This is a genomic window from Microbispora sp. NPDC046933 (genome assembly GCF_040644635.1).
GTDB lineage: Bacteria > Actinomycetota > Actinomycetes > Streptosporangiales > Streptosporangiaceae > Microbispora.
Genome location: NZ_JBEYWW010000014.1, coordinates 150,890 through 169,248, shown reverse-complemented (window position 1 = coordinate 169,248; position 18,359 = coordinate 150,890). Strand labels below are relative to the sequence as shown.

Sequence of the window (18,359 nt, the reverse complement as noted above, 5' to 3'; positions counted from 1 at the left end):
ACCGTGACGGACATCGGCCGGGCCACCATCGTCCTCGACGCGATCGCCGAGAGCGGCGGACCGCTGACGCTGACGGAGCTGTCCACCCGGACCCGCCTGCCCCGTTCCACCGTGCACCGGGTGATCCAGTCGCTCGAGGAGGAGCTGTACGTCGTCCGGGTGCCCGAGCGCCCCGGCTACGTGCTCGGCCCTGGCCTGCTGAAGTTCGGCATGAACGCGCACCTGCGGCTGCTGGCGGCCAACCGCGCCCGACTGGCCACGCTGGCCCGCGAGGTCAACGAGAACGTCGAGCTGGCGATCTTCAGCGGCCGCGAGGTGGTCGTGGTCGACCAGATCGCCTCGCCGGAACGGCTCAAGGGCGTGACGAAGGTCGGCAAGAGCTTCTCGCTGCACGCGAGCTGCATCGGCATGGCGCTGCTCGCGCAGTTGCCCGACGAACGGGTCGCCGAGCTGCTTCCGGCGCGGCTGGAACGATTCACCCCGCACACGGTCACCGATCACGCCGCCCTGATGGCCGAACTGGCACGGATCCGGCGGTCGCACGTCGCCGTCGACGTCGAGGAGCACGACATAGGGATCTGCGCGGTCGCCACCGGAATGTGCGGGCCGACGGGCGCGCTGCAGGCCGTCTCGGTGGTCATGCCGACCCGCCGGTTCAGGGCGAAGGCCGCCCTCGCGGTCGAAAGCCTGCGCCTGGTCAACCCGCTGGTCGTCCCCGCCCTCGCCGTCGAGCAGTACAAGCTGGGCTGAGGCCTGCCGCGGGCCGCTCGTGGACGCGCGGCGCCCGGCGCCGCCGCGGGGCGGCGCCGGGCGGCGGTGCTCCGGCCGGAGGCGTCAGCGGCCCACCATGACGGGACCGGCCGCCGGGTGCCGGAACGCGGCGTGGCTGGAGACACGGTCGGCGACGAAGAGCGAGGACACCGCCGCGAAGCAGACCGCGGCCGCGACGCCGTACGTGGTGAACAGGCCGTGGGCGCCGCCGGAGGCGATCGCCGCGCCGCCGAGCGTCGGGCCGAGGAAGGCGCCGACGAAGGAGGTGCTGTTGGACCAGCCGAGGGCGGCGGCGCGGACCGGCAGAGGGTAGATGTCCGAGGTCGTCGTGTGTACCAGGTTCATCGTGGAGTGCCCTCCGATGCCCATCAGGGCGATGCAGACGACGGTCGCCGGGACGGAGACGGGCAGCACGAGCATCCCGATCAGGCCGAGCAGCGTGCAGGCGCCGGTGGCCACCCCCAGCCGCGCGGAGCCGTACCGGTCGGCCGCCCACCCGGAGGCGAAGGAGCCGAGCACGGCGGCACCGGTGAGGGTGAAGGAGAACAGCAGCGCCGCGCTGAGCGAGTAACCCAGGGAGACCATCGACTGGGTCGCCCAGACGTTGAGGCCCTGCCAGGCGACCATGTTGGTGATCGCGCAGGCCGCCACGACCAGCGCCACGACCGCCCCGCGGCCGGTGAACAGCGCGGTCAGCTTCTGCCGGCCGGTCCACTCCCGGCCGGCGACCTCCTGCGGCGTGTCGGCCGGGATCGTCATCAGGACGACGGCCACCAGAATGGCCAGCGCGAAGCCGGCGCCGACGAAGAACATCGGGCGCCACCCGAAGGCCGGCAGGATCGGGATGGCCAGCAGCGAGGCCACCACCCCGCCGAGCGGTATGCCGGCCATCGTGATCGTCACGACGATCGAGGCCCGCCGGGCGGCGGCGCTGTTGCGGGCCACCGTCATCGCGGTGGTCAGGGCGCCGCCGACGCCGAAGCCGGTCAGGAACCGGGCCACGGCCAGCATGAGCAGGCTGACGGACACGCCGGTGAGGACGGCCCCGAAGGCGAACATGCCGATCGCCAGGATCAGGACGCGCTTGCGGCCCGCGCGCTCGGCCACCACCGGAGCGAGCAGGGCGCCGACGATGGCCCCGATGTAGACCAGGCCGCCGACGAGCCCGGTCTGCTCGTCGGTGACCCCGAGCGAGGCGTCCTTCAGCAGCAGCGGGACGACGGAGCCGAACACGATGAGGTTGAAACCCTCGATCACCGTGATGATCATGCAGAGCACGATGACCGCGGGATGCGATCGCGTCTCCGCGGAATGCTGCGTCCGGGTGGATGCGGTCAGGTGCATGGCCTCTCCAGGGGGTCGGCGCCCGGCGGCGCGGTGGTTGCGCTACAGGGTGCGGACACCGTGTGACCTGCGGAACATCACTGTCCCGGAATCCGGGACAGTGAGGTGCCGGACGCCGCCGCCCGCTCCGTACCTTCTGGCACGACACCCCACGCCCCGCCGATGGTCAGTGACGCAGAACGGAACCCGCAGTGCACAACCTCAACGCCGCCCCGCCCTCCCTGACGGCCGACGTGCTGATCGTCGGTTTCGGCCCCGTCGGCAAGCTGCTCGCGATCCAGCTCGGCCGCCGTGGTCACGCCGTCGTCGTCGTCGACCGCCAGCGAGCCGGCTACCCCCTGCCCCGCGCGGTGACCCACTGCTCGGACTTCGCGCGGATCCTGCAGTCCGCCGGGCTCGCCCCGGACGCGATCCCGGAGATCACCCAGCCGTACGACGACATGTACGTCTGGCGCAACGGCGAGGGCCGGACGCTGGTCGAGGTCGACTGGAGCGGCCGCGGGGAGTCGGGCTGGTACAACACCTACTTCTTCCACCAGCCCTCTCTCGAGACGGCCCTCGACGAGGTCGTCGCCGGGCTGCCCACGGTGCGCGTGATGCGCGGCTGGGAGGCCGTCCAGATGTCCCAGGACGCCGGCAGCGGGGTCACCGTCGCCATCCGCTCCGCCGACGGCGGCGAGCGGCTCGACGTCGCCGCCCGGTGGGTGGTCGGCGCCGACGGCGCCAACAGCCAGATCCGCCGGTGGGCGGGCATCGGGTGGCACGACGAGGGCTACTTCTACGACTGGCTGGTCGTCGACGTGAAGCCCAGCCCGCGGCTGGGCTTCCCGCACGTGGCGGCCCAGAGCTGCGACATCCGCCGGCCCTCGACGATGGTCCCCGGCGGCCCGGGGCGGCGGCGCTGGGAGTTCATGCGATTGCCCCACGAGACCAAGGACGCGCTCAACCGCACAGAGAAGGCCTGGGAACTGCTCGCGCCGTACGGGATCACCCCGGACAACTCCGAACTCGAGCGGCACAGCGTCTACACCTTCCAGGCCGGGTGGGCCACCCGCTGGCGTGAGGGGCGGGTCCTGCTGGCCGGGGACGCGGCCCATCTGATGCCGCCGTTCGCCGGACAGGGCCTCGGCGCCGGCTTCCGCGACGTCATGAACCTCGGCTGGAAGCTCGACGCGGTGCTGCGCGGCCTCGCCGGGGAGCCGCTCCTCGACACCTACGGCCCCGAACGCCTGCCGCACGTGGTCGCGTTCGTGCGCTTCTCCATGGAACTGGGCAAGGTCATCTGCATCTCCGACCCCGAGGAGGCGGCCGCCCGCGACGCCCGGATGATCGCCGACTGGGCGGCCGGGATGAAGCCACCCGCGCCGCCCCGGCCCCGCCTCGGCCCCGGCGTCCACACCGGCTCCGCCGGCGGTCACCTCGCCCGCCAGGGGCGGGTGCGGATCGACGGCGGCGCCCCGGGCAGGTTCGACGACGTGTTCGGCGGGCCCGGCGCTCTGATCGCCCGATCCGCCGCCTCGCTGGCCGGTCTGCCCGGCGAGGTGCGGTCCTCGCTGAAGGACGTGGGCGTCGACACGGTGGCGCTGTCGGGGCCGGACGTGCCCGGGGTCACCGTCATCGAGGATCTCGACGAGGTCTACGTCACCTGGCTCGACGAGCTCGCCGCCGACGTGGTTCTGGTCCGGCCGGACTTCTACCTCTACGGCGCCGGAGGCGGCGGCGCGGCCGCCGAGCTCGCCGCCGGCTTCCTCACCCGCCTCGGGGCGCCCGCGTCCGTCGCCGTCGGCTGAGACAGGCCTCCCGGCACGGCCGGCCCGGCACGCCCGTCGAGACCGCCGCCGCATCCGTCACCCGGGGATCGTGTCCGCCGCCGCGCCGGCGGTCCCGGTCCTCACCCTCAACGATCGGAGTCACCGTGTCCGGACCGCTCGACGGCGTGCTCGTCGTCGACCTGACCCGCGCCCTCGCCGGGCCGCACGCCGCGATGATGCTGGGCGACCTCGGCGCCCGCGTCATCAAGGTGGAAAACCCCGGGAGCGGGGACGACACCAGGGGCTGGGGGCCGCCTTTCGCCCAGCCGGAGACCGGCGACCGTGAGTCGACGTACTTCCTGTCGGCCAACCGGAACAAGGAGTCGATCGCCCTCGACCTGAAGGACGACGCCGACCGCGAGGTGCTGACGACACTGCTGCGGCGGGCCGACGTGCTCATGGAGAACTTCCGGCCCGGCACGTTGACCCGGCTCGGGTTCGGCACCGGCGTCCTGGCGGAGCTGAACCCGCGGCTGGTCGTCCTGTCGATCAGCGGCTTCGGGCACGACGGTCCTGAGGGCGGCCGTGCGGGCTACGACCAGATCGCCCAGGGCGAGGCCGGGCTGATGTCGCTGACCGGGTCCGATCCGGACGATCCCCAGCGCGTCGGCGTCCCGATCGCGGACCTGCTGGCCGGCATGTACGGCGCCTACGGCGTGCTGGCCGCGCTGCTGGAGAGGGAACGCACCGGTCGTGGCCAGGTGGTGCGCACCTCGCTGCTCGCGGCGATCGTCGGCGTGCACGCCTTCCAGGGAACGGCCTGGACGGTCGCCGGCCAGGTCGGCCGGGCGCAGGGCAACCACCACCCGTCGATCGCGCCGTACGGGCTGTTCCGCTGCAAGGGCGGATCGGTGCAGTTGTCGTGCGGCAGCGAGTCGCTGTGGCGCCGGCTCTGCGCCGAGTTCGGCCTGGACCCCGAGACGCCGGGCATGGCGACCAACGCGGAGCGCGTGGGCGACCGGCAACGGGTGATCGAGCTGCTCGAGGACGCTTTCGCGAACCATCCCGCCGAGGAACTGCTGGCCCGGCTGGCCGCGGCCGGCATCCCGGCCGGCAGGGTGCGCACGATCGACGAGGTCTACACGTGGGAGCAGACCCTGTCACAGGGGTTGCTCGTCGACCTGGAGCACGACACCCTCGGCCGGCTGCGACTGCCCGGCCCGCCGCTGCGCTTCTTCACCCCCGGCCCGGACGGCGAGGTCGAGACCACCCGCCGCGAGCACGCCGCCCCTCCGGTGCTCGACGCCGACGGCGCCGCGATCCGCGCGGAGGTGGCCCGGAGCGCCGACGGCGTCCCCCGGCGGCCTCAGGCGACCTGACGGATTCCCGGCACGGTCGCCGGCGGGACGGCGGCCCGGGATCGTCCGGCCGGGCCGCTTGGCCCGGCCGGCCGGTGCGTGTTTCAATCACTGTGCGCGGTGGCCACTTGATGGGTGGGCTCCAGGAGGGCGTGCGGCGATGCCGCATGCGTTCTTCTCGTACGACAGCCCGAGACGGCGCGACCTTCCCCCGAAGGCGTGCTCGCTCACCTGAGGAGAACCTCCACCATGAGAACCCCCGCAATGAGAACCACAATGCGATTCCCGCGTGTGAGATCGCTGTCGCTGAGATCCGGGCGCAAACTCGCCGTCCTCGCCGCGGTGGCGGCCGTGCTCGCCGGCCTCGTCGCGGTCCTGACGCAGACCGCGGCCGAGGCGCACGGCGCCTTACAGGCCCCCGCGAGCCGTACGTACGCGTGCTACACCGACGGCCTCACCGGCGGCCAGATCATCCCGAACAACCCCGCCTGCAAGGACGCCGTGGCGGCCGGCGGCACCCAGCCCCTCTACGACTGGTACGGCGTGCTCCGCTCCGACGGGGGCGGCCGCACCCGGGGCTTCATCCCCGACGGCCAGCTGTGCAGCGGTGGTTTCAGCAAGTACGCCGCCTACGACGCGCCCAGGACCGACTGGCCGACCACCACGCTGAAGGCCGGCAGCACCTACGACTTCGTCTACGGTGCGTGGGTGCCGCACCCCGGCGGCTTCAAGCTCTACGTCACCAAGGACGGCTACGACCCGACCAAGCCTCTGACGTGGGCGGACATGGAGGAGCAGCCGTTCCTCACGGTCGACCCCGAGCCCGCGGTCAGCAACGGCGCCTACCGCTTCTCCGGCAGGCTGCCCAACAAGAGCGGCCGGCACATCATCTACGCGGTCTGGTACCGGTCGGACAGCCAGGAGACCTTCTACGGCTGCTCCGACGTGAACTTCATCAACGACAACGCCACGCCGAGCCCGTCGCCGAGCCCGTCGCCGAGCGCCTCGCCCACCAGGAGCCCGTCGCCGAGCCCCTCGGCCTCCCCGACAGCCGGGAACCCGGCCTGCACGGCCACGGTGAAGCTGACCAACACCTGGCAGGGCGGCTTCCAGGGCGAGGTCACGATCAAGAACACCGGCACGGGCCCGCTCAACGGCTGGTACGTCCAGTGGCAGATGTCGAACGGCGCGACGATCACCCAGGCGTGGAACGGGACGTCGATGCAGAGCGGCCCGTTCGCGATGATCCACGCGCCGGAGTGGAACTCCTCCCTGGCCCCGGGGGCCTCGGCCACGGCCGGGTTCCTCGGCAGCGGGTCGGCCACGCCGTCGATCAGCGACATCAGCTGCGGCTGAGCGGGTCCCGGCGGTGCCGGGCGGCCGGGCGGGGTCTGATCTCGCCGGGCACGACCCGGCACCGGAGCCTGTGAGAAACGCCCGGGGAGGCCGTCACGGCGGCTCCCCGGGCGTTGCGCGATGGGTGGGCGGAGGAGGATCCGCCTCGTACCCGCGGTGCGATAGCCACTGTGGGTGTGGCCTCACCTCCCTCTGGGGTGGTGGGAGCGCTCCCACATGGCCCGGACCCTAACGCGCCGCGCCGTCACCGGCCAGCGGACGCGCCTCCGCCCGCCCTGTCCGCCCAGCTCAGGGCGGGCCGCCCCATGAAAGTTTCGCCGCGCCGCCCTTGTGCCGCCCGATGAAAGTCTCGCCGCGCCGTCCTCTCCGGACGCCCGGGAGGCGAGAGTCAGCCGGCCAGCGCGCGGTCGAGCGCGGTCTCGCGACGGCCGAGGAAGCGCGGCGAGGAGTGCAGGATCAGACCGTCGAGCAGGCCCTTGGCCGAGGCGGGGAACTCCCTGACGGCGTAGACCACCGTCTCCATCGGCCAGTCGCGGCTGGAGTCGTCGCCGACGCCGAACGCGTCCAGCCCTGCCGCGCGGCAGAGCGCGACGGCCCGGGGAAGGTGGAACACCTGGGTCACGACGACGAGCCGGGAGGCCCCGAAGATCGTCTTGGCCCGTACGCAGGAGTCCCATGTGTCGAACCCGGCGTAGTCGAGCACGATCCTTTCCGCCGGGACGCCGTGCGAGATCAGGTAGGCGCGCATGACCGAGGGCTCGTCGTAGTCCCTGCGGCTGTTGTCGCCGGACAGCAGCAGGGCCCGCACCCTGCCCGTGCGGTACAGCTCTGCCGCGATGTCGAGCCGGGCGCGCAGCATGGCGGACGGCTGGTCGCCCTGGAGCCCGGCACCCAGCACGAGCGCGGCCGGCATCGCGGGCACCTCTGCGGTCCAGTGCGTGCCCGGCTCGGCCGTCACCCGGTGGGCGGCGCTCGCCAGCCAGGCCCAGGTCATCGGCGCGAGCGGCAGCACGCTCAGGGCGACCAGCCCCTGGAAGGTCCGGCGCAGGGCCGTACGCGACCAGGTCCATGGCCGGCTGAGCCGCGACAGAACGCCTTTGCGCGGCGAGGAGCGGGGTAATCCCTCCACCTCGGGTCACACCCCCGCGTGGTGGAGTTCCGGCTGCTCGGGGGCGGGGGCGGGCACGGGGCCCCGGGTCCGCGTCAGGAACACGACGCGCAGCGCGCAGACCCACACGAGCGTCGCTCCCAGCACGTGCAGGAGCACCAGCGCCGCGGGGACCGCCAGGAAGTACTGCACGTATCCGACCACGCCCTGGGACAGCTCCACCCCGAGCAGCACGAGCGCGGCCCGCCGGGCCCGGCCGGGGGCGTCGCTGACGCGCAGGGCGAACAGCAGGGCGAACGTCAGCCCGACGACGACGTAGGCGATGTCGGTGTGGAGCCGCACCACGGTCTGGATGTCGAAGCCGAAGCGGGAGGCGGCCTCGTCTCCCGAGTGCGGCCCGGTGCCGGTCACGACGACCCCCGCGAGCAGCAGTGCGAAGGCGGCCGCCGCCAGCACGTACGCGAGCGTGCGGATGTCCCTGTGGACCACCCGCTGAGCCGGGGCGTCGCCCTCGCCCGCCCGGGCGAACAGCACGACGGCGGCGGCGGTCATGCCGATGGACAGCAGGAAGTGGACGCTGACGGTCACCGGGTTGAGCATCGTGTGGACCACGAGCCCGCCCCACAGGGCCTGGACGAGGACGCCGGCCGGCTGCACCAGCGCGAGCCGCAGCAGGACAGGGCGGCCACGCTCGCCCCGCGACAGTTGCCAGGCGGCGATCACGCACGCGACCGCGACCGCGAGCACGAGGAACGACAGCAGCCGGTTGCCGAACTCGATCGCCATGTTGGCGGGCGCGTGCGTGTCGATCCTCGCCGGCACGAAGCTGTCCGGCGTGCAGCGCGGCCAGGTCGGGCAGCCGAGGCCGGAGCCGGTGACGCGGACGGCGGCGCCGGTGACGGTGATGCCGACGTTGACCACGATCGCCGCCAGGGCCCACCGCCGCATCGACTCGCCCGTCGGGAACATGAACGAGCGGTAGAACGCGAGCAGCGTGCCGCGGATCCGGTCAGTCGTGGGATTCACGGAATTCATCGTAGGCGGCCCTGCGGGTGGTCCCTTCCCCGGCCGGGACTGAAGGAGCACGTGCCGTCCGGCGAGGCTCGGACGGCCCCCGCTCCCTCAGGCCCGCCCGGGTACGCGCTGATCGTTTTCCTGGCAGGGGCCGGTACGATCGGCCGTACGGGACCGAGGAGGGCGGTGGCCGGGCGATGGGCGGGGCGTGGGACGAGCCGGTGGGCCGCGAGCGTGACGACCGCCGCGCGCCGGGCGCCGGAGTGCGGCAGAACCTGCGCGAGCAGGTGGCGCAGGCGCTGCGCGACGCGCTGGTGGCCGGGGAGATGCGGCCCGGCGTCGTCTACTCGGCCCCCGCGCTGGCCGCCAGGTTCGGGGTCTCCGCCACACCGGTGCGGGAGGCGATGCTCGACCTCGCCAAGGAGGGCCTGTTCGAGGCCCTGCGCAACAAGGGCTTCCGGGTCGCGGAGGTGTCCGAGCGCGACCTCGACGAGATCATCGAGATCAGGCGGCTGATCGAGGTGCCCACGGTGGCCCGGATCGCCGGAGAGTCCCCGGGCGCGGAGGCGGAGGCGCTGCGCCCGATCGCCGAGGAGATCGTCTCGGCCGCGGGAAGGGGCGACCTGTTCGCCTACGTGGCCGCCGACCAGCGGTTCCACCTGGCGCTGCTGGCCCTGTCGGACAACGCCAGGCTGGTCGAGACGGTCAGGGACCTGCGCGCCCGGGCCCGCCTCTACGGGCTGCGCGGGCTGCCCGACGCGCGGATGCTGGCGGCCTCGGCGCGCGAGCACCTCGACCTCCTCGACGCTCTCGTACGCGGTGACGCCGCGGCGGCCGAGAGCCTGATGAACCACCATCTCCGGCACGTGCGGGCGATCTGGTCGGCCGACCCGCCCCCGGCCTGAGCGGGAACGGATCAGCCGTCGCCGACGCGGGTGGCGCCGATGGAGGCGACCACCACGCAGCCGATCGCCGCCCACTCGCGGACCTGGAGCACCTCGTGCAGGACGAACAGGCCGACGAGCGCGGCGGCGGCGGGCTCCAGGCTCATCAGGATGCCGAAGACCCGCTTGGGCATCCGGCGCAGTGCCTCGAGTTCCAGCGAGTAGGGGATGACCGAGGAGAGCAGGCCGACCCCCGCACCGATCAGCAGGATCTCGGGCCGCAGCAGGTCGCTCCCGCCCGTGGTGACCCCGATGGGCGCGATGACGATCGTGGACACGAGCATGGCGAACGAGAGCCCGCTCGCGCCGGGGAAGCGGGCGCCCGTGGCCGCGGAGAACACGATGTAGGCGGCCCAGAACGTCCCTGCCAGCGCCGCGAACCCGATGCCGACCCAGCTCACGGTCCCCGCCCCTCCCCAGGGGGCGAGCAGGATCACGCCCGCGGCGGCCAGTCCCACCCACAGCAGGTCGAGCCGGCGGCGGGAGGACACCACGGCCAGGGTGAGCGGCCCGATGAACTCGATGGCCACCGCGATCCCGATCGGCAGCCGGGCGAGGGCCTCGTAGAACGACAGGTTCATCAGGCCGAGGCTGAGTCCGAACGCGACGCCGACGGCGAGGTCGCGCCGCGACAGCCCGCGCACCTTGGGCCGGACGATGGCCAGCAGAATGACGGCGCTGGTGGCGATGCGCAGGAAGACCACGGCCGAAGGGGGCAGCTGCGTGAACAGGTTCTTGGCCAGTCCGGCGCCCACCTGGACCGACAGGATGCCCAGCAGCACCAGCCCCGACGGCGGTATCGCGTCAGAGGCGGCCCGCAGCGCCCTGCCCGGCGACGGCCTCATTCGATACGGCTCGGCTCCCGGAAGGGATTCAGCGGTCATGCCGGCGACCCCACAAAATGGCATAGATCACGAACAAACGTCCGCAATCATACGCGTCGGCCGTCAAGCCGCAGGTAAGGCCCCCGGCGTCACTGCTGTCACTCCCGGCGGCCCCGTGTCACTCCCAGCGGAACGTGCGGGCGGCCAGGGCGAGCGCGGCCACCGTCCAGCACAGCAGCACGAGCAGCGCGCCGCCGGGGAAGCCGCCGCCGTCGCTCAGGACGGTCCGCAGGCCGGAGGTGAGCGCGCTGATCGGCAGCAGCCCGAGCACGTGCTGCACCCCGGCCGGGAACCGGTCGAGCGGGAACAGCACGCCGCCGAGCCCGAGCAGCACCAGGTAGACGAGGTTCGCCCCGGCGAGGGTGGCCTCCGCCCGCAGCGTGCCGGCCATGAGAAGACCGAGGCCGCTGAAGGCCGCCGTTCCCAGCAGCAGGAGCGGCAGGGCCCACAGCGGGTCGCCGTGCGGCGACCAGCCGAGCGCCAGCGCCACCGCGACGATTACCACCACCTGCAGCGCCTCCACGGCGACGACCGCGACGGTCTTGGCCAGCAGCAGCCCGGCCCGCGACAACGGGGTGGCGCCCAGGCGCTTGAGCACGCCGTACCTGCGCTCGAAGCCGGTCGCGATCGCCTGCCCGGTGAACGCGGTCGACATGACCGCGAGGGCGAGGATGCCGGGGGCGACGAAGTCGACGCGCGCGCCGCCGCCGACGTCCACCAGCGGTGCCGTGGAGAAACCGGCGAGCAGCAGGATCGGGATGATCAACGTGAGCAGGAGCTGCTCGCCGTTGCGCAGCGTGGCCCTGATCTCCGCGCCCGCCTGGGCGAGGACCATCCGGTGCAGCGGCGCGGCTCCGGGTCGCGGCGTGAGGTCCAGTGTGGCGATCGTGCTCACCGCAGCTCCCTGCCGGTCAGTTCGAGGAAGACGTCCTCCAGCGTGCGCCGCTCGATGCGCAGGTCCTCGGTGGTGACGCCCTCGCTGGCGCACCAGGCGGTGACGGTCGCGAGCAGTTGCGGGCCGACCTGCCCCTCGATGATGTAGTGCCCCGAGGGCGACTCCTTGGCGGCGCTGCCCGGCGGCAGCGCGGCCAGAAGCTCCTCCAGGCCCAGTCCGGGGCGCGCGCGGAACCTGAGCTGGCGCTCGGCGCCGGTCAGCGACTGAGGCGTGCCCTCAGCGACCACCCGGCCGTGGTCGATGACCACCACGTGGTCGGACAGCTTCTCCGCCTCGTCCATCTGGTGGGTCGTCAGCACCACCGACACCCCGGCGGCGCGCAGCGCGGCGACCAGGTCCCAGCAGGCGTGCCGCGCCTGCGGGTCGAGCCCGGCGGTCGGCTCGTCCAGGAAGACCAGTTCCGGCCGCCCGATCACCGCCGCCGCGAGCGACAGGCGCTGCTGCTGGCCGCCCGACAGCCGCCGGTACGGCGTGCGCGTGTGCCCGGCCAGGCCGAGCAGGCCGAGCAGGGCGTCGGGGTCGAGCGGGTCGGCGTAGAACCGGGAGACAACCCGCAGCCACTCGCCCGCGCGGGCGGCGGGAGGCACCCCTCCCGTCTGCGGCATGATCCCCAGGCGCGGCCTGAGGGCGGGGTCGGCCGGGTCCAGGCCGAGCACGCGCACGGTCCCGCCGTCCGGCTTGCGGAAGCCCTCGCAGATTTCGATCGTGGAGGTCTTGCCGGCGCCGTTCGGCCCGAGGATCGCCGTGACGGCGCCCCTCGCGCAGGTGAGGGTCAGCCCGTCGACGGCCGTGGTGCTTCCGTAGCGCTTGACCAGCCCGTCGACCTCGACCGCCGGCGCGCCCTCGCCCGCGCCGCCGAGCGTGCTCTCGAACGTGCTGTCAACCCCCGGCACTCCCACCGGCCTCCCCTCGCAGGACCGACCGCCGGAGCGGGCCGGATGCGGGCCGCCCTGGTCAGTCGTCGACGGCATCGAGTCTAGGGAGCGGGAGGCGCGCTCTCGTCGGCGAGTGCCGCCAATCCACCCCGTGGAGGTAAAGGATGCGGAAAAGCCTCGCCGTTGCAGGTTAGGTAAGGCTTGCCTGCGTGAGAAATTGCATCCCCGCCGACCCCGCCTTGGGTTTGTCGGCGGGGAAGGAATTACGGCACACTGATGTTGTGAAAAACGTGCAGGGGAAGCAGAACGCCGAGAAGGCCGTGGTGACGCGGCCCGTCTCGACGTCCCCTGCGTACAAGGACGTCGTGAACAAGGACATCGGAGCCGAGCGCGGGACCCGCGCCAGGGTGGCGCGGCTCATCCTGGAGCACGGCCCGGTGACCGCCGCGGCGCTCGGCGAGCGGCTCGGGCTGACACCGGCCGCGGTGCGCCGCCATCTCGACGCGCTGCTGGCCGAGGGCATGATAGAGCCCCGTACGGCCCGCCCGCGCGGCCAGCGAGGCCGGGGCAGGCCGGCGAAGATGTTCGCGATCACCGACGCGGGCCGCAGCGCCTTCGTCCACGCCTATGACGACCTCGCCGGCAGCGCGCTGCGCTTCCTGGCCGAGCGCCTGGGCGGCGAGGCGGTGTCGGAGTTCGCGCGGGCGCAGGTGTCCGGGCTGGTCGGCCGGCTCGAGGCGCTGATGCGCGAGGTTCCCGCCGGGCAGCGGGTCCGCGTGCTGGCCGAGGCGCTGTCCGCCGAGGGCTACGCGGCGTCGGCGTCCGCGACGGGCAAGGGCGGCGAGCAGCTGTGCCAGCACCACTGCCCGGTCGCGCACGTCGCCTCGCAGTTCCCGCAGCTGTGCGAGGCGGAGACCGAGGCCTTCGCCCGGCTGCTGGGCACGCCGGTGCAGCGGCTGGCCACGATCGCCAACGGCGACGGGGTCTGCACCACCCACGTGAGTTCACCCGCGCTCGCCGCACGGCACGCGCGTCCCGATCTATCGACCGCCGATTCATCGATCGCCGATCTATCGGCCGCACATCTATCGAGCACATCGACGAGCAAGGAGTCCGGAAGGTGACTGTCACCGACCGCCCGGAGCTGGAAGGCCTCGGGAATTACAAGTTCGGCTGGGCCGACACGGACGTGGCCGGCGCCACGGCCCGTCGTGGGCTGTCCGAAGAGGTCGTCCGCGACATCTCCGCGCTCAAGAACGAGCCGGAGTGGATGCTCGACCTGCGCCTCAAGGGCCTTCGGCTGTTCGGAAAGAAGCCGCTGCCGACCTGGGGCTCCGACCTCACGGGCATCGACTTCGACAACATCAAGTACTTCGTCCGCTCGACGGAGAAGCAGGCCGCGTCCTGGGACGAGCTGCCCGCCGATATCAAGAACACCTACGACAAGCTCGGCATCCCGGAGGCGGAGAAGCAGCGCCTCATCGCCGGCGTCGCCGCCCAGTACGAGTCCGAGGTCGTCTACCACAAGATCCGTGAGGACCTCGAGGAGAAGGGCGTCATCTTCGTCGACACCGACACCGGCCTGCGCGAGCACGAGGAGCTCTTCAAGGAGTACTTCGGCACGGTGATCCCGGTGGGCGACAACAAGTTCGCCGCGCTCAACACCGCCGTGTGGTCGGGCGGCTCGTTCATCTACGTGCCGCCGAACGTGCACGTCGAGATCCCGCTGCAGGCCTACTTCCGGATCAACACCGAGAACATGGGCCAGTTCGAGCGGACGCTGATCATCGTGGACGAGAACTCCTACGTCCACTACGTCGAGGGCTGCACCGCGCCGATCTACTCGTCCGACTCGCTCCACTCGGCGGTCGTCGAGATCATCGTGAAGAAGGGCGCCCGCTGCCGCTACACGACGATCCAGAACTGGTCGAACAACGTCTACAACCTGGTCACCAAGCGCGCCGTGGCGTACGAGGGCGCGACCATGGAGTGGATCGACGGCAACATCGGCTCCAAGGTCACGATGAAGTACCCGGCCGTCTACCTGATGGGCGAGCACGCCAAGGGCGAGACGCTGTCGGTCGCCTTCGCCGGTGAGGGCCAGCACCAGGACGCGGGCGCCAAGATGGTGCACCTCGCGCCCAAGACGTCCTCGACGATCATCTCCAAGTCCGTGGCGCGCGGCGGCGGCCGCACGTCCTACCGGGGCCTGGTGCAGATCGAGGAGGGCGCCGCCGGCTCGGCCTCGACCGTCAAGTGCGACGCGCTGCTGGTCGACCAGATCAGCCGGTCCGACACCTACCCGTACGTGGACGTCCGCGAGGACGACGTGTCGATGGGCCACGAGGCGACGGTCTCCAAGGTGTCGGAGGACCAGCTCTTCTACCTGATGAGCCGGGGCCTCGGCGAGGACGAGGCGATGGCGATGATCGTGCGCGGCTTCGTCGAGCCGATCGCCCGCGAGCTGCCCATGGAGTACGCCCTGGAGCTCAACCGCCTGATCGAGCTGCAGATGGAAGGAGCGGTCGGCTGATGGGCCTGGAGACCAAGCCGCTGTCGACGCTGCACGAGAAGTCGTCGTACGACGTGGCCGACTTCCCGGTGCCGACGGGCCGCGAGGAGGAGTGGCGGTTCACGCCGCTGTCGCGGCTGAAGGGGCTGCACAACGGCACGGCCGCCGTCACCGGCGGCGTCGTGGTCGACGTCGAGGCCGCGCCGGAGGTGCGCGTCGAGACCGTCGGCCGCGACGACGCCCGGCTCGGCAAGGCCTACACGCCGGCCGACCGGGTCAGCGCGCAGGCGTACTCGTCGTTCGAGAAGGCCACCGTCGTCACGGTGCCGAAGATGACGGCCGCCTCCCGGCCCACCGTGATCACGCTGCGGGGGTCCGGGGCGGGCGCCGCCGCCTACGGGCACATCCTCGTGTCGGTGGAGCCGATGGCCGAGGCCGTGCTGGTCCTGGACCACCGCGGCAGCGCCGTCTACGCCGACAACGTCGAGTTCGACGTGGCCGAGGGCGCGACGCTCAAGGTCGTCAGCCTGCAGGACTGGGACGACGACGCCGTGCACGTCTCCCACCACCACGCGCGGCTCGGCAAGGACGCGACGTTCCGCTCGTTCGTGGTCACCCTGGGCGGCGACCTCGTACGGCTGTCGCCCTCGGTGTCGTACACCGCCCCGGGCGGCGACGCCGACCTGACCGGCCTGTACTTCGTGGACGCGGGCCAGCACCTGGAGCACCGCCTGCTGGTGGACCACAGCGTGCCCAACTGCCGCAGCAACGTGACCTACAAGGGCGCGCTGCAGGGCGACGGCGCCCACGCGGTCTGGATCGGCGACGTGATCATCCGGGCCGAGGCCGAGGGCACCGACACCTACGAGCTGAACCGCAACCTCATCCTCACCGACGGCGCCCGCGCCGACTCGGTGCCGAACCTGGAGATCCTCACCGGCGAGGTCGCGGGAGCCGGCCACGCGTCCGCCTCCGGCCGGCTCGACGACGAGCACATCTTCTACCTGCAGGCTCGCGGCATCCCGTTCGACGAGGCCCGCCGCCTGGTCATCCACGGCTTCTTCGCCCAGTTGCTGGAGAAGATCGAGGTGCCGGAGATCCGCGAGCGGGTCCTGTCGGCGGTCGAGGCGGAGCTGGCCCGATGAGCGCCGAGACCGCCCACTGGGAGAAGGTCTGCCAGGTCGGCGACATCCCCGACGGCGGCGTCATCGGCCTGGAGGTCGGCGACACGCCGGTCGCGCTGGTCCGCACCGGGGGAGAGGTCTTCGCCCTGCACGACGTGTGCTCGCACGCGGAGGTCCGCCTCAGCGAGGGCGAGGTCTACGACCACACGCTGGAGTGCTGGCTGCACGGCTCCTGCTTCGACCTGCGCAGCGGCAAGCCCACCGGGCCGCCCGCGACCAGGCCCGTCAACGTCTACCGAGTCAAGATCGAAGGCGACGACGTGTACGTCTCGCTCTCGAAGGAGTAAATACAAGTGTCCACCCTTGAGATTCGTGACCTGCACGTCGCCGTGGGCGACAAGGAGATCCTGCGCGGCGTCGACCTGACGGTCCGCAGCGGCGAGACCCACGCCATCATGGGCCCGAACGGCTCGGGCAAGTCCACGCTGGCGTACGCCGTCGCGGGGCACCCCAAGTACACCGTCACCTCCGGCACCGTGCTGCTCGACGGCGAGGACCTGCTGGAGATGTCGGTGGACGAGCGCGCCCGCGCCGGGCTCTTCCTGGCCATGCAGTACCCGGTCGAGGTTCCCGGCGTCAGCGTGTCGAACTTCCTCCGTTCGGCGATCACCGCGGTCCGCGGCGAGGCGCCCAAGCTGCGCGAGTTCGCCAAGGAGCTGAAGGCGGGCATGGACGCGCTGTCCATCGACCCGGCCTTCGCCCAGCGCAACACCAACGAGGGCTTCTCCGGCGGCGAGAAGAAGCGCCACGAGATCCTCCAGCTGGAGCTGCTCAAGCCCAAGATCGCGGTGCTGGACGAGACCGACTCCGGCCTCGACGTCGACGCCCTGCGCGTCGTCTCCGAGGGCATCAACCGGTTCCGCGCCTCCGGTGACACCGGCGTGCTGCTGATCACCCACTACACCCGCATCCTGCGCTATGTGAAGCCGGACTTCGTCCACGTCTTCGCCGGCGGGCGCGTGGTCGAGGAGGGCGGCCCCGAGCTGGCCGACAAGCTGGAGAACGAGGGGTACGAGGCCTACACGAAGGCGTCCGCCTGATGAGTGCGCCCGGCTTCGACGTGGAGAGGATCAGGAAGGACTTCCCGGTCCTCGCCCGCGAACTCCCCGGAGGCAGGTCGCTGGTCTACCTCGACTCCGGCAACTCCTCCCAGAAGCCGACCCAGGTGATCGAGACCATGCGCGATCACCTGACCTGGCACTACGGCAACGTCGGCCGGGCGCTGCACGTGCTGGGCAGCGAGTCGACCGAGGCGTACGAGGCGGCGCGCGACAAGATCGCCGCGTTCGTCAAGGCCCCGTCGCGCGACGAGATCGTCTTCACCAAGAACGCCTCCGAGGCCCTCAACCTCGTGGCGTACGCATTCGGCAACCCGGTCTGCGAGGACGAGCGGTTCCGGATGGGCCCCGGCGACGAGATCGTCATCTCGGAGATGGAGCACCACTCCAACATCGTGCCGTGGCAGCTGCTCGCGCAGCGGACCGGCGCGACGCTGCGGTGGTTCCCGGTGACCGACGAGGGCCGCCTCGACGTCGATGGCCTGGAGGAGCTGGTCAACGAGCGCACGAAGATCGTCTCGATCGCGCACCAGTCGAACGTGCTGGGCACGGTCAACTCGGTCTCGCCGATCCTGGCCCGCGTGCGCGAGGTCGGCGCGCTGATGATGCTCGACGCGTCGCAGTCGGTGCCCCACCAGCCCGTGGACGTGACCGAGCTGGGCGTCGACTTCGTCGCCTTCACCGGCCACAAGATGGTCGGGCCGTCCGGCATCGGCGTGCTGTGGGGCCGCCGCGAGCTGCTCGACGCCATGCCGCCGTTCCTCGGCGGCGGCGAGATGATCGAGGCCGTCTGGATGGACCACTCGACGTACGCGCCGGTGCCGCACAAGTTCGAGGCGGGGACGCCGCCCATCGTCGAGGCGATCGGCCTCGGCGCGGCGGCCGACTACCTGACCGCCGTGGGCATGGACCAGATCAAGGCGCACGAGAAGGAGCTGGTCGCGTACGCGCTGGAGGCGCTGCCGGAGGTCCCCGGGCTCAGGATCATCGGCCCGCGCACGCCCATCGCCCGCGGCGGCACGATCTCGTTCACGCTGGAGGGGATCCACCCGCACGACGTGGGGCAGATCCTCGACGACGTGTACGGGATCGCGGTGCGGGTAGGTCATCACTGCGCCCGGCCGCTCCACCTCAGGTTCGGAATTCCGGCGACCACGCGGGCGTCTTTCTACCTGTACAACACGACGGCCGAGATCGACGCACTGGTCCGCGGCCTCCACCACGTGCAGAAGGTGTTCGGCTGAG

17 protein-coding genes are annotated in these 18,359 nt (G+C 72.0%); 11 read left to right on the top strand and 6 right to left on the bottom strand.

Annotation, left to right across the window (positions count from 1 at the left end; genetic code table 11):
* Positions 1-3: 3 nt before the first annotated feature.
* On the top strand, positions 4-750 hold the full coding sequence (locus ABZ857_RS20700; RefSeq protein WP_357045161.1) for an IclR family transcriptional regulator: 747 nt from the start codon (positions 4-6) through the stop codon (positions 748-750).
* Between the two features lie 84 nt (positions 751-834).
* Here the strand turns inward: ABZ857_RS20700 and ABZ857_RS20695 are convergent, their stop codons facing one another.
* The gene (locus tag ABZ857_RS20695) at positions 835-2,040 is read right to left on the bottom strand and encodes an MFS transporter (protein ID WP_357045159.1); all 1,206 of its coding nucleotides are present in this window, start codon (positions 2,038-2,040) and stop codon (positions 835-837) included.
* A 266-nt stretch (positions 2,041-2,306) separates the two neighbouring features.
* Here ABZ857_RS20695 and ABZ857_RS20690 point away from each other — a divergent pair, with 266 nt between their 5' ends.
* From ABZ857_RS20690 to ABZ857_RS20680, 3 genes are all read left to right on the top strand, one after another.
* Positions 2,307-3,905, top strand: coding sequence for a bifunctional 3-(3-hydroxy-phenyl)propionate/3-hydroxycinnamic acid hydroxylase (locus ABZ857_RS20690; RefSeq protein ID WP_357045157.1), 1,599 nt, complete (start codon positions 2,307-2,309; stop codon positions 3,903-3,905).
* Between the two features lie 125 nt (positions 3,906-4,030).
* Positions 4,031-5,245 (top strand): CoA transferase, encoded by a 1,215-nt coding sequence (locus ABZ857_RS20685; protein ID WP_357045156.1) that lies wholly within the window; start codon positions 4,031-4,033, stop codon positions 5,243-5,245.
* A 255-nt stretch (positions 5,246-5,500) separates the two neighbouring features.
* The gene (locus tag ABZ857_RS20680) at positions 5,501-6,580 is read left to right on the top strand and encodes a lytic polysaccharide monooxygenase (RefSeq protein ID WP_357045154.1); all 1,080 of its coding nucleotides are present in this window, start codon (positions 5,501-5,503) and stop codon (positions 6,578-6,580) included.
* A 388-nt stretch (positions 6,581-6,968) separates the two neighbouring features.
* Here the strand turns inward: ABZ857_RS20680 and ABZ857_RS20675 are convergent, their stop codons facing one another.
* Positions 6,969-7,709 carry an ElyC/SanA/YdcF family protein gene (locus ABZ857_RS20675; protein WP_357045152.1) on the bottom strand — a complete coding sequence of 247 codons (741 nt, stop codon included), beginning with the start codon at positions 7,707-7,709 and terminating at the stop codon, positions 6,969-6,971.
* 6 nt (positions 7,710-7,715) lie between these two features.
* Entirely contained in the window at positions 7,716-8,723 is a 1,008-nt protein-coding gene (locus tag ABZ857_RS20670; RefSeq protein WP_357045150.1) for a COX15/CtaA family protein, read from the bottom strand.
* Positions 8,724-8,899: 176 nt separating this feature from the next.
* Here ABZ857_RS20670 and ABZ857_RS20665 point away from each other — a divergent pair, with 176 nt between their 5' ends.
* The gene (locus ABZ857_RS20665) at positions 8,900-9,607 is read left to right on the top strand and encodes a GntR family transcriptional regulator (protein ID WP_357045148.1); all 708 of its coding nucleotides are present in this window, start codon (positions 8,900-8,902) and stop codon (positions 9,605-9,607) included.
* Between the two features lie 11 nt (positions 9,608-9,618).
* Here the strand turns inward: ABZ857_RS20665 and ABZ857_RS20660 are convergent, their stop codons facing one another.
* The 3 genes from ABZ857_RS20660 to ABZ857_RS20650 form a co-directional block, all read right to left on the bottom strand.
* Positions 9,619-10,491 carry a DMT family transporter gene (locus ABZ857_RS20660; protein ID WP_357045146.1) on the bottom strand — a complete coding sequence of 291 codons (873 nt, stop codon included), beginning with the start codon at positions 10,489-10,491 and terminating at the stop codon, positions 9,619-9,621.
* 157 nt (positions 10,492-10,648) lie between these two features.
* Positions 10,649-11,365: an ABC transporter permease gene (locus ABZ857_RS20655; protein WP_357045245.1), complete on the bottom strand. Its 717-nt coding sequence runs from the start codon at positions 11,363-11,365 to the stop codon at positions 10,649-10,651.
* 56 nt (positions 11,366-11,421) lie between these two features.
* Positions 11,422-12,378, bottom strand: coding sequence for an ABC transporter ATP-binding protein (locus ABZ857_RS20650; RefSeq protein ID WP_357045144.1), 957 nt, complete (start codon positions 12,376-12,378; stop codon positions 11,422-11,424).
* 347 nt (positions 12,379-12,725) lie between these two features.
* On the opposite strand from ABZ857_RS20650, the gene ABZ857_RS20645 reads away from it, so the two are divergent.
* Genes ABZ857_RS20645 through ABZ857_RS20620 form a run of 6 tightly spaced genes read left to right on the top strand, consistent with a single transcriptional unit; the run spans position 12,726 to position 18,358 of the window.
* On the top strand, positions 12,726-13,484 hold the full coding sequence (locus tag ABZ857_RS20645) for a MarR family transcriptional regulator (protein ID WP_357045243.1): 759 nt from the start codon (positions 12,726-12,728) through the stop codon (positions 13,482-13,484).
* Complete coding sequence (sufB, locus tag ABZ857_RS20640) at positions 13,457-14,893, top strand: Fe-S cluster assembly protein SufB (protein WP_357045241.1); 1,437 nt, start codon at positions 13,457-13,459, stop codon at positions 14,891-14,893. Before ABZ857_RS20645 ends, sufB begins: the two co-directional genes overlap by 28 nt.
* Positions 14,893-16,017: a Fe-S cluster assembly protein SufD gene (sufD, locus tag ABZ857_RS20635; RefSeq protein WP_357045142.1), complete on the top strand. Its 1,125-nt coding sequence runs from the start codon at positions 14,893-14,895 to the stop codon at positions 16,015-16,017. The genes sufB and sufD overlap by 1 nt, the downstream gene beginning before the upstream one ends.
* Positions 16,014-16,343 carry a non-heme iron oxygenase ferredoxin subunit gene (locus tag ABZ857_RS20630; protein WP_357045140.1) on the top strand — a complete coding sequence of 110 codons (330 nt, stop codon included), beginning with the start codon at positions 16,014-16,016 and terminating at the stop codon, positions 16,341-16,343. Before sufD ends, ABZ857_RS20630 begins: the two co-directional genes overlap by 4 nt.
* Positions 16,344-16,349: 6 nt before the next feature.
* Positions 16,350-17,096, top strand: a complete 747-nt coding sequence (gene sufC / locus ABZ857_RS20625; protein ID WP_357045138.1) for a Fe-S cluster assembly ATPase SufC — start codon at positions 16,350-16,352, stop codon at positions 17,094-17,096.
* Complete coding sequence (locus ABZ857_RS20620; RefSeq protein WP_357045136.1) at positions 17,096-18,358, top strand: cysteine desulfurase; 1,263 nt, start codon at positions 17,096-17,098, stop codon at positions 18,356-18,358. Before sufC ends, ABZ857_RS20620 begins: the two co-directional genes overlap by 1 nt.
* Position 18,359: the final 1 nt, after the last annotated feature.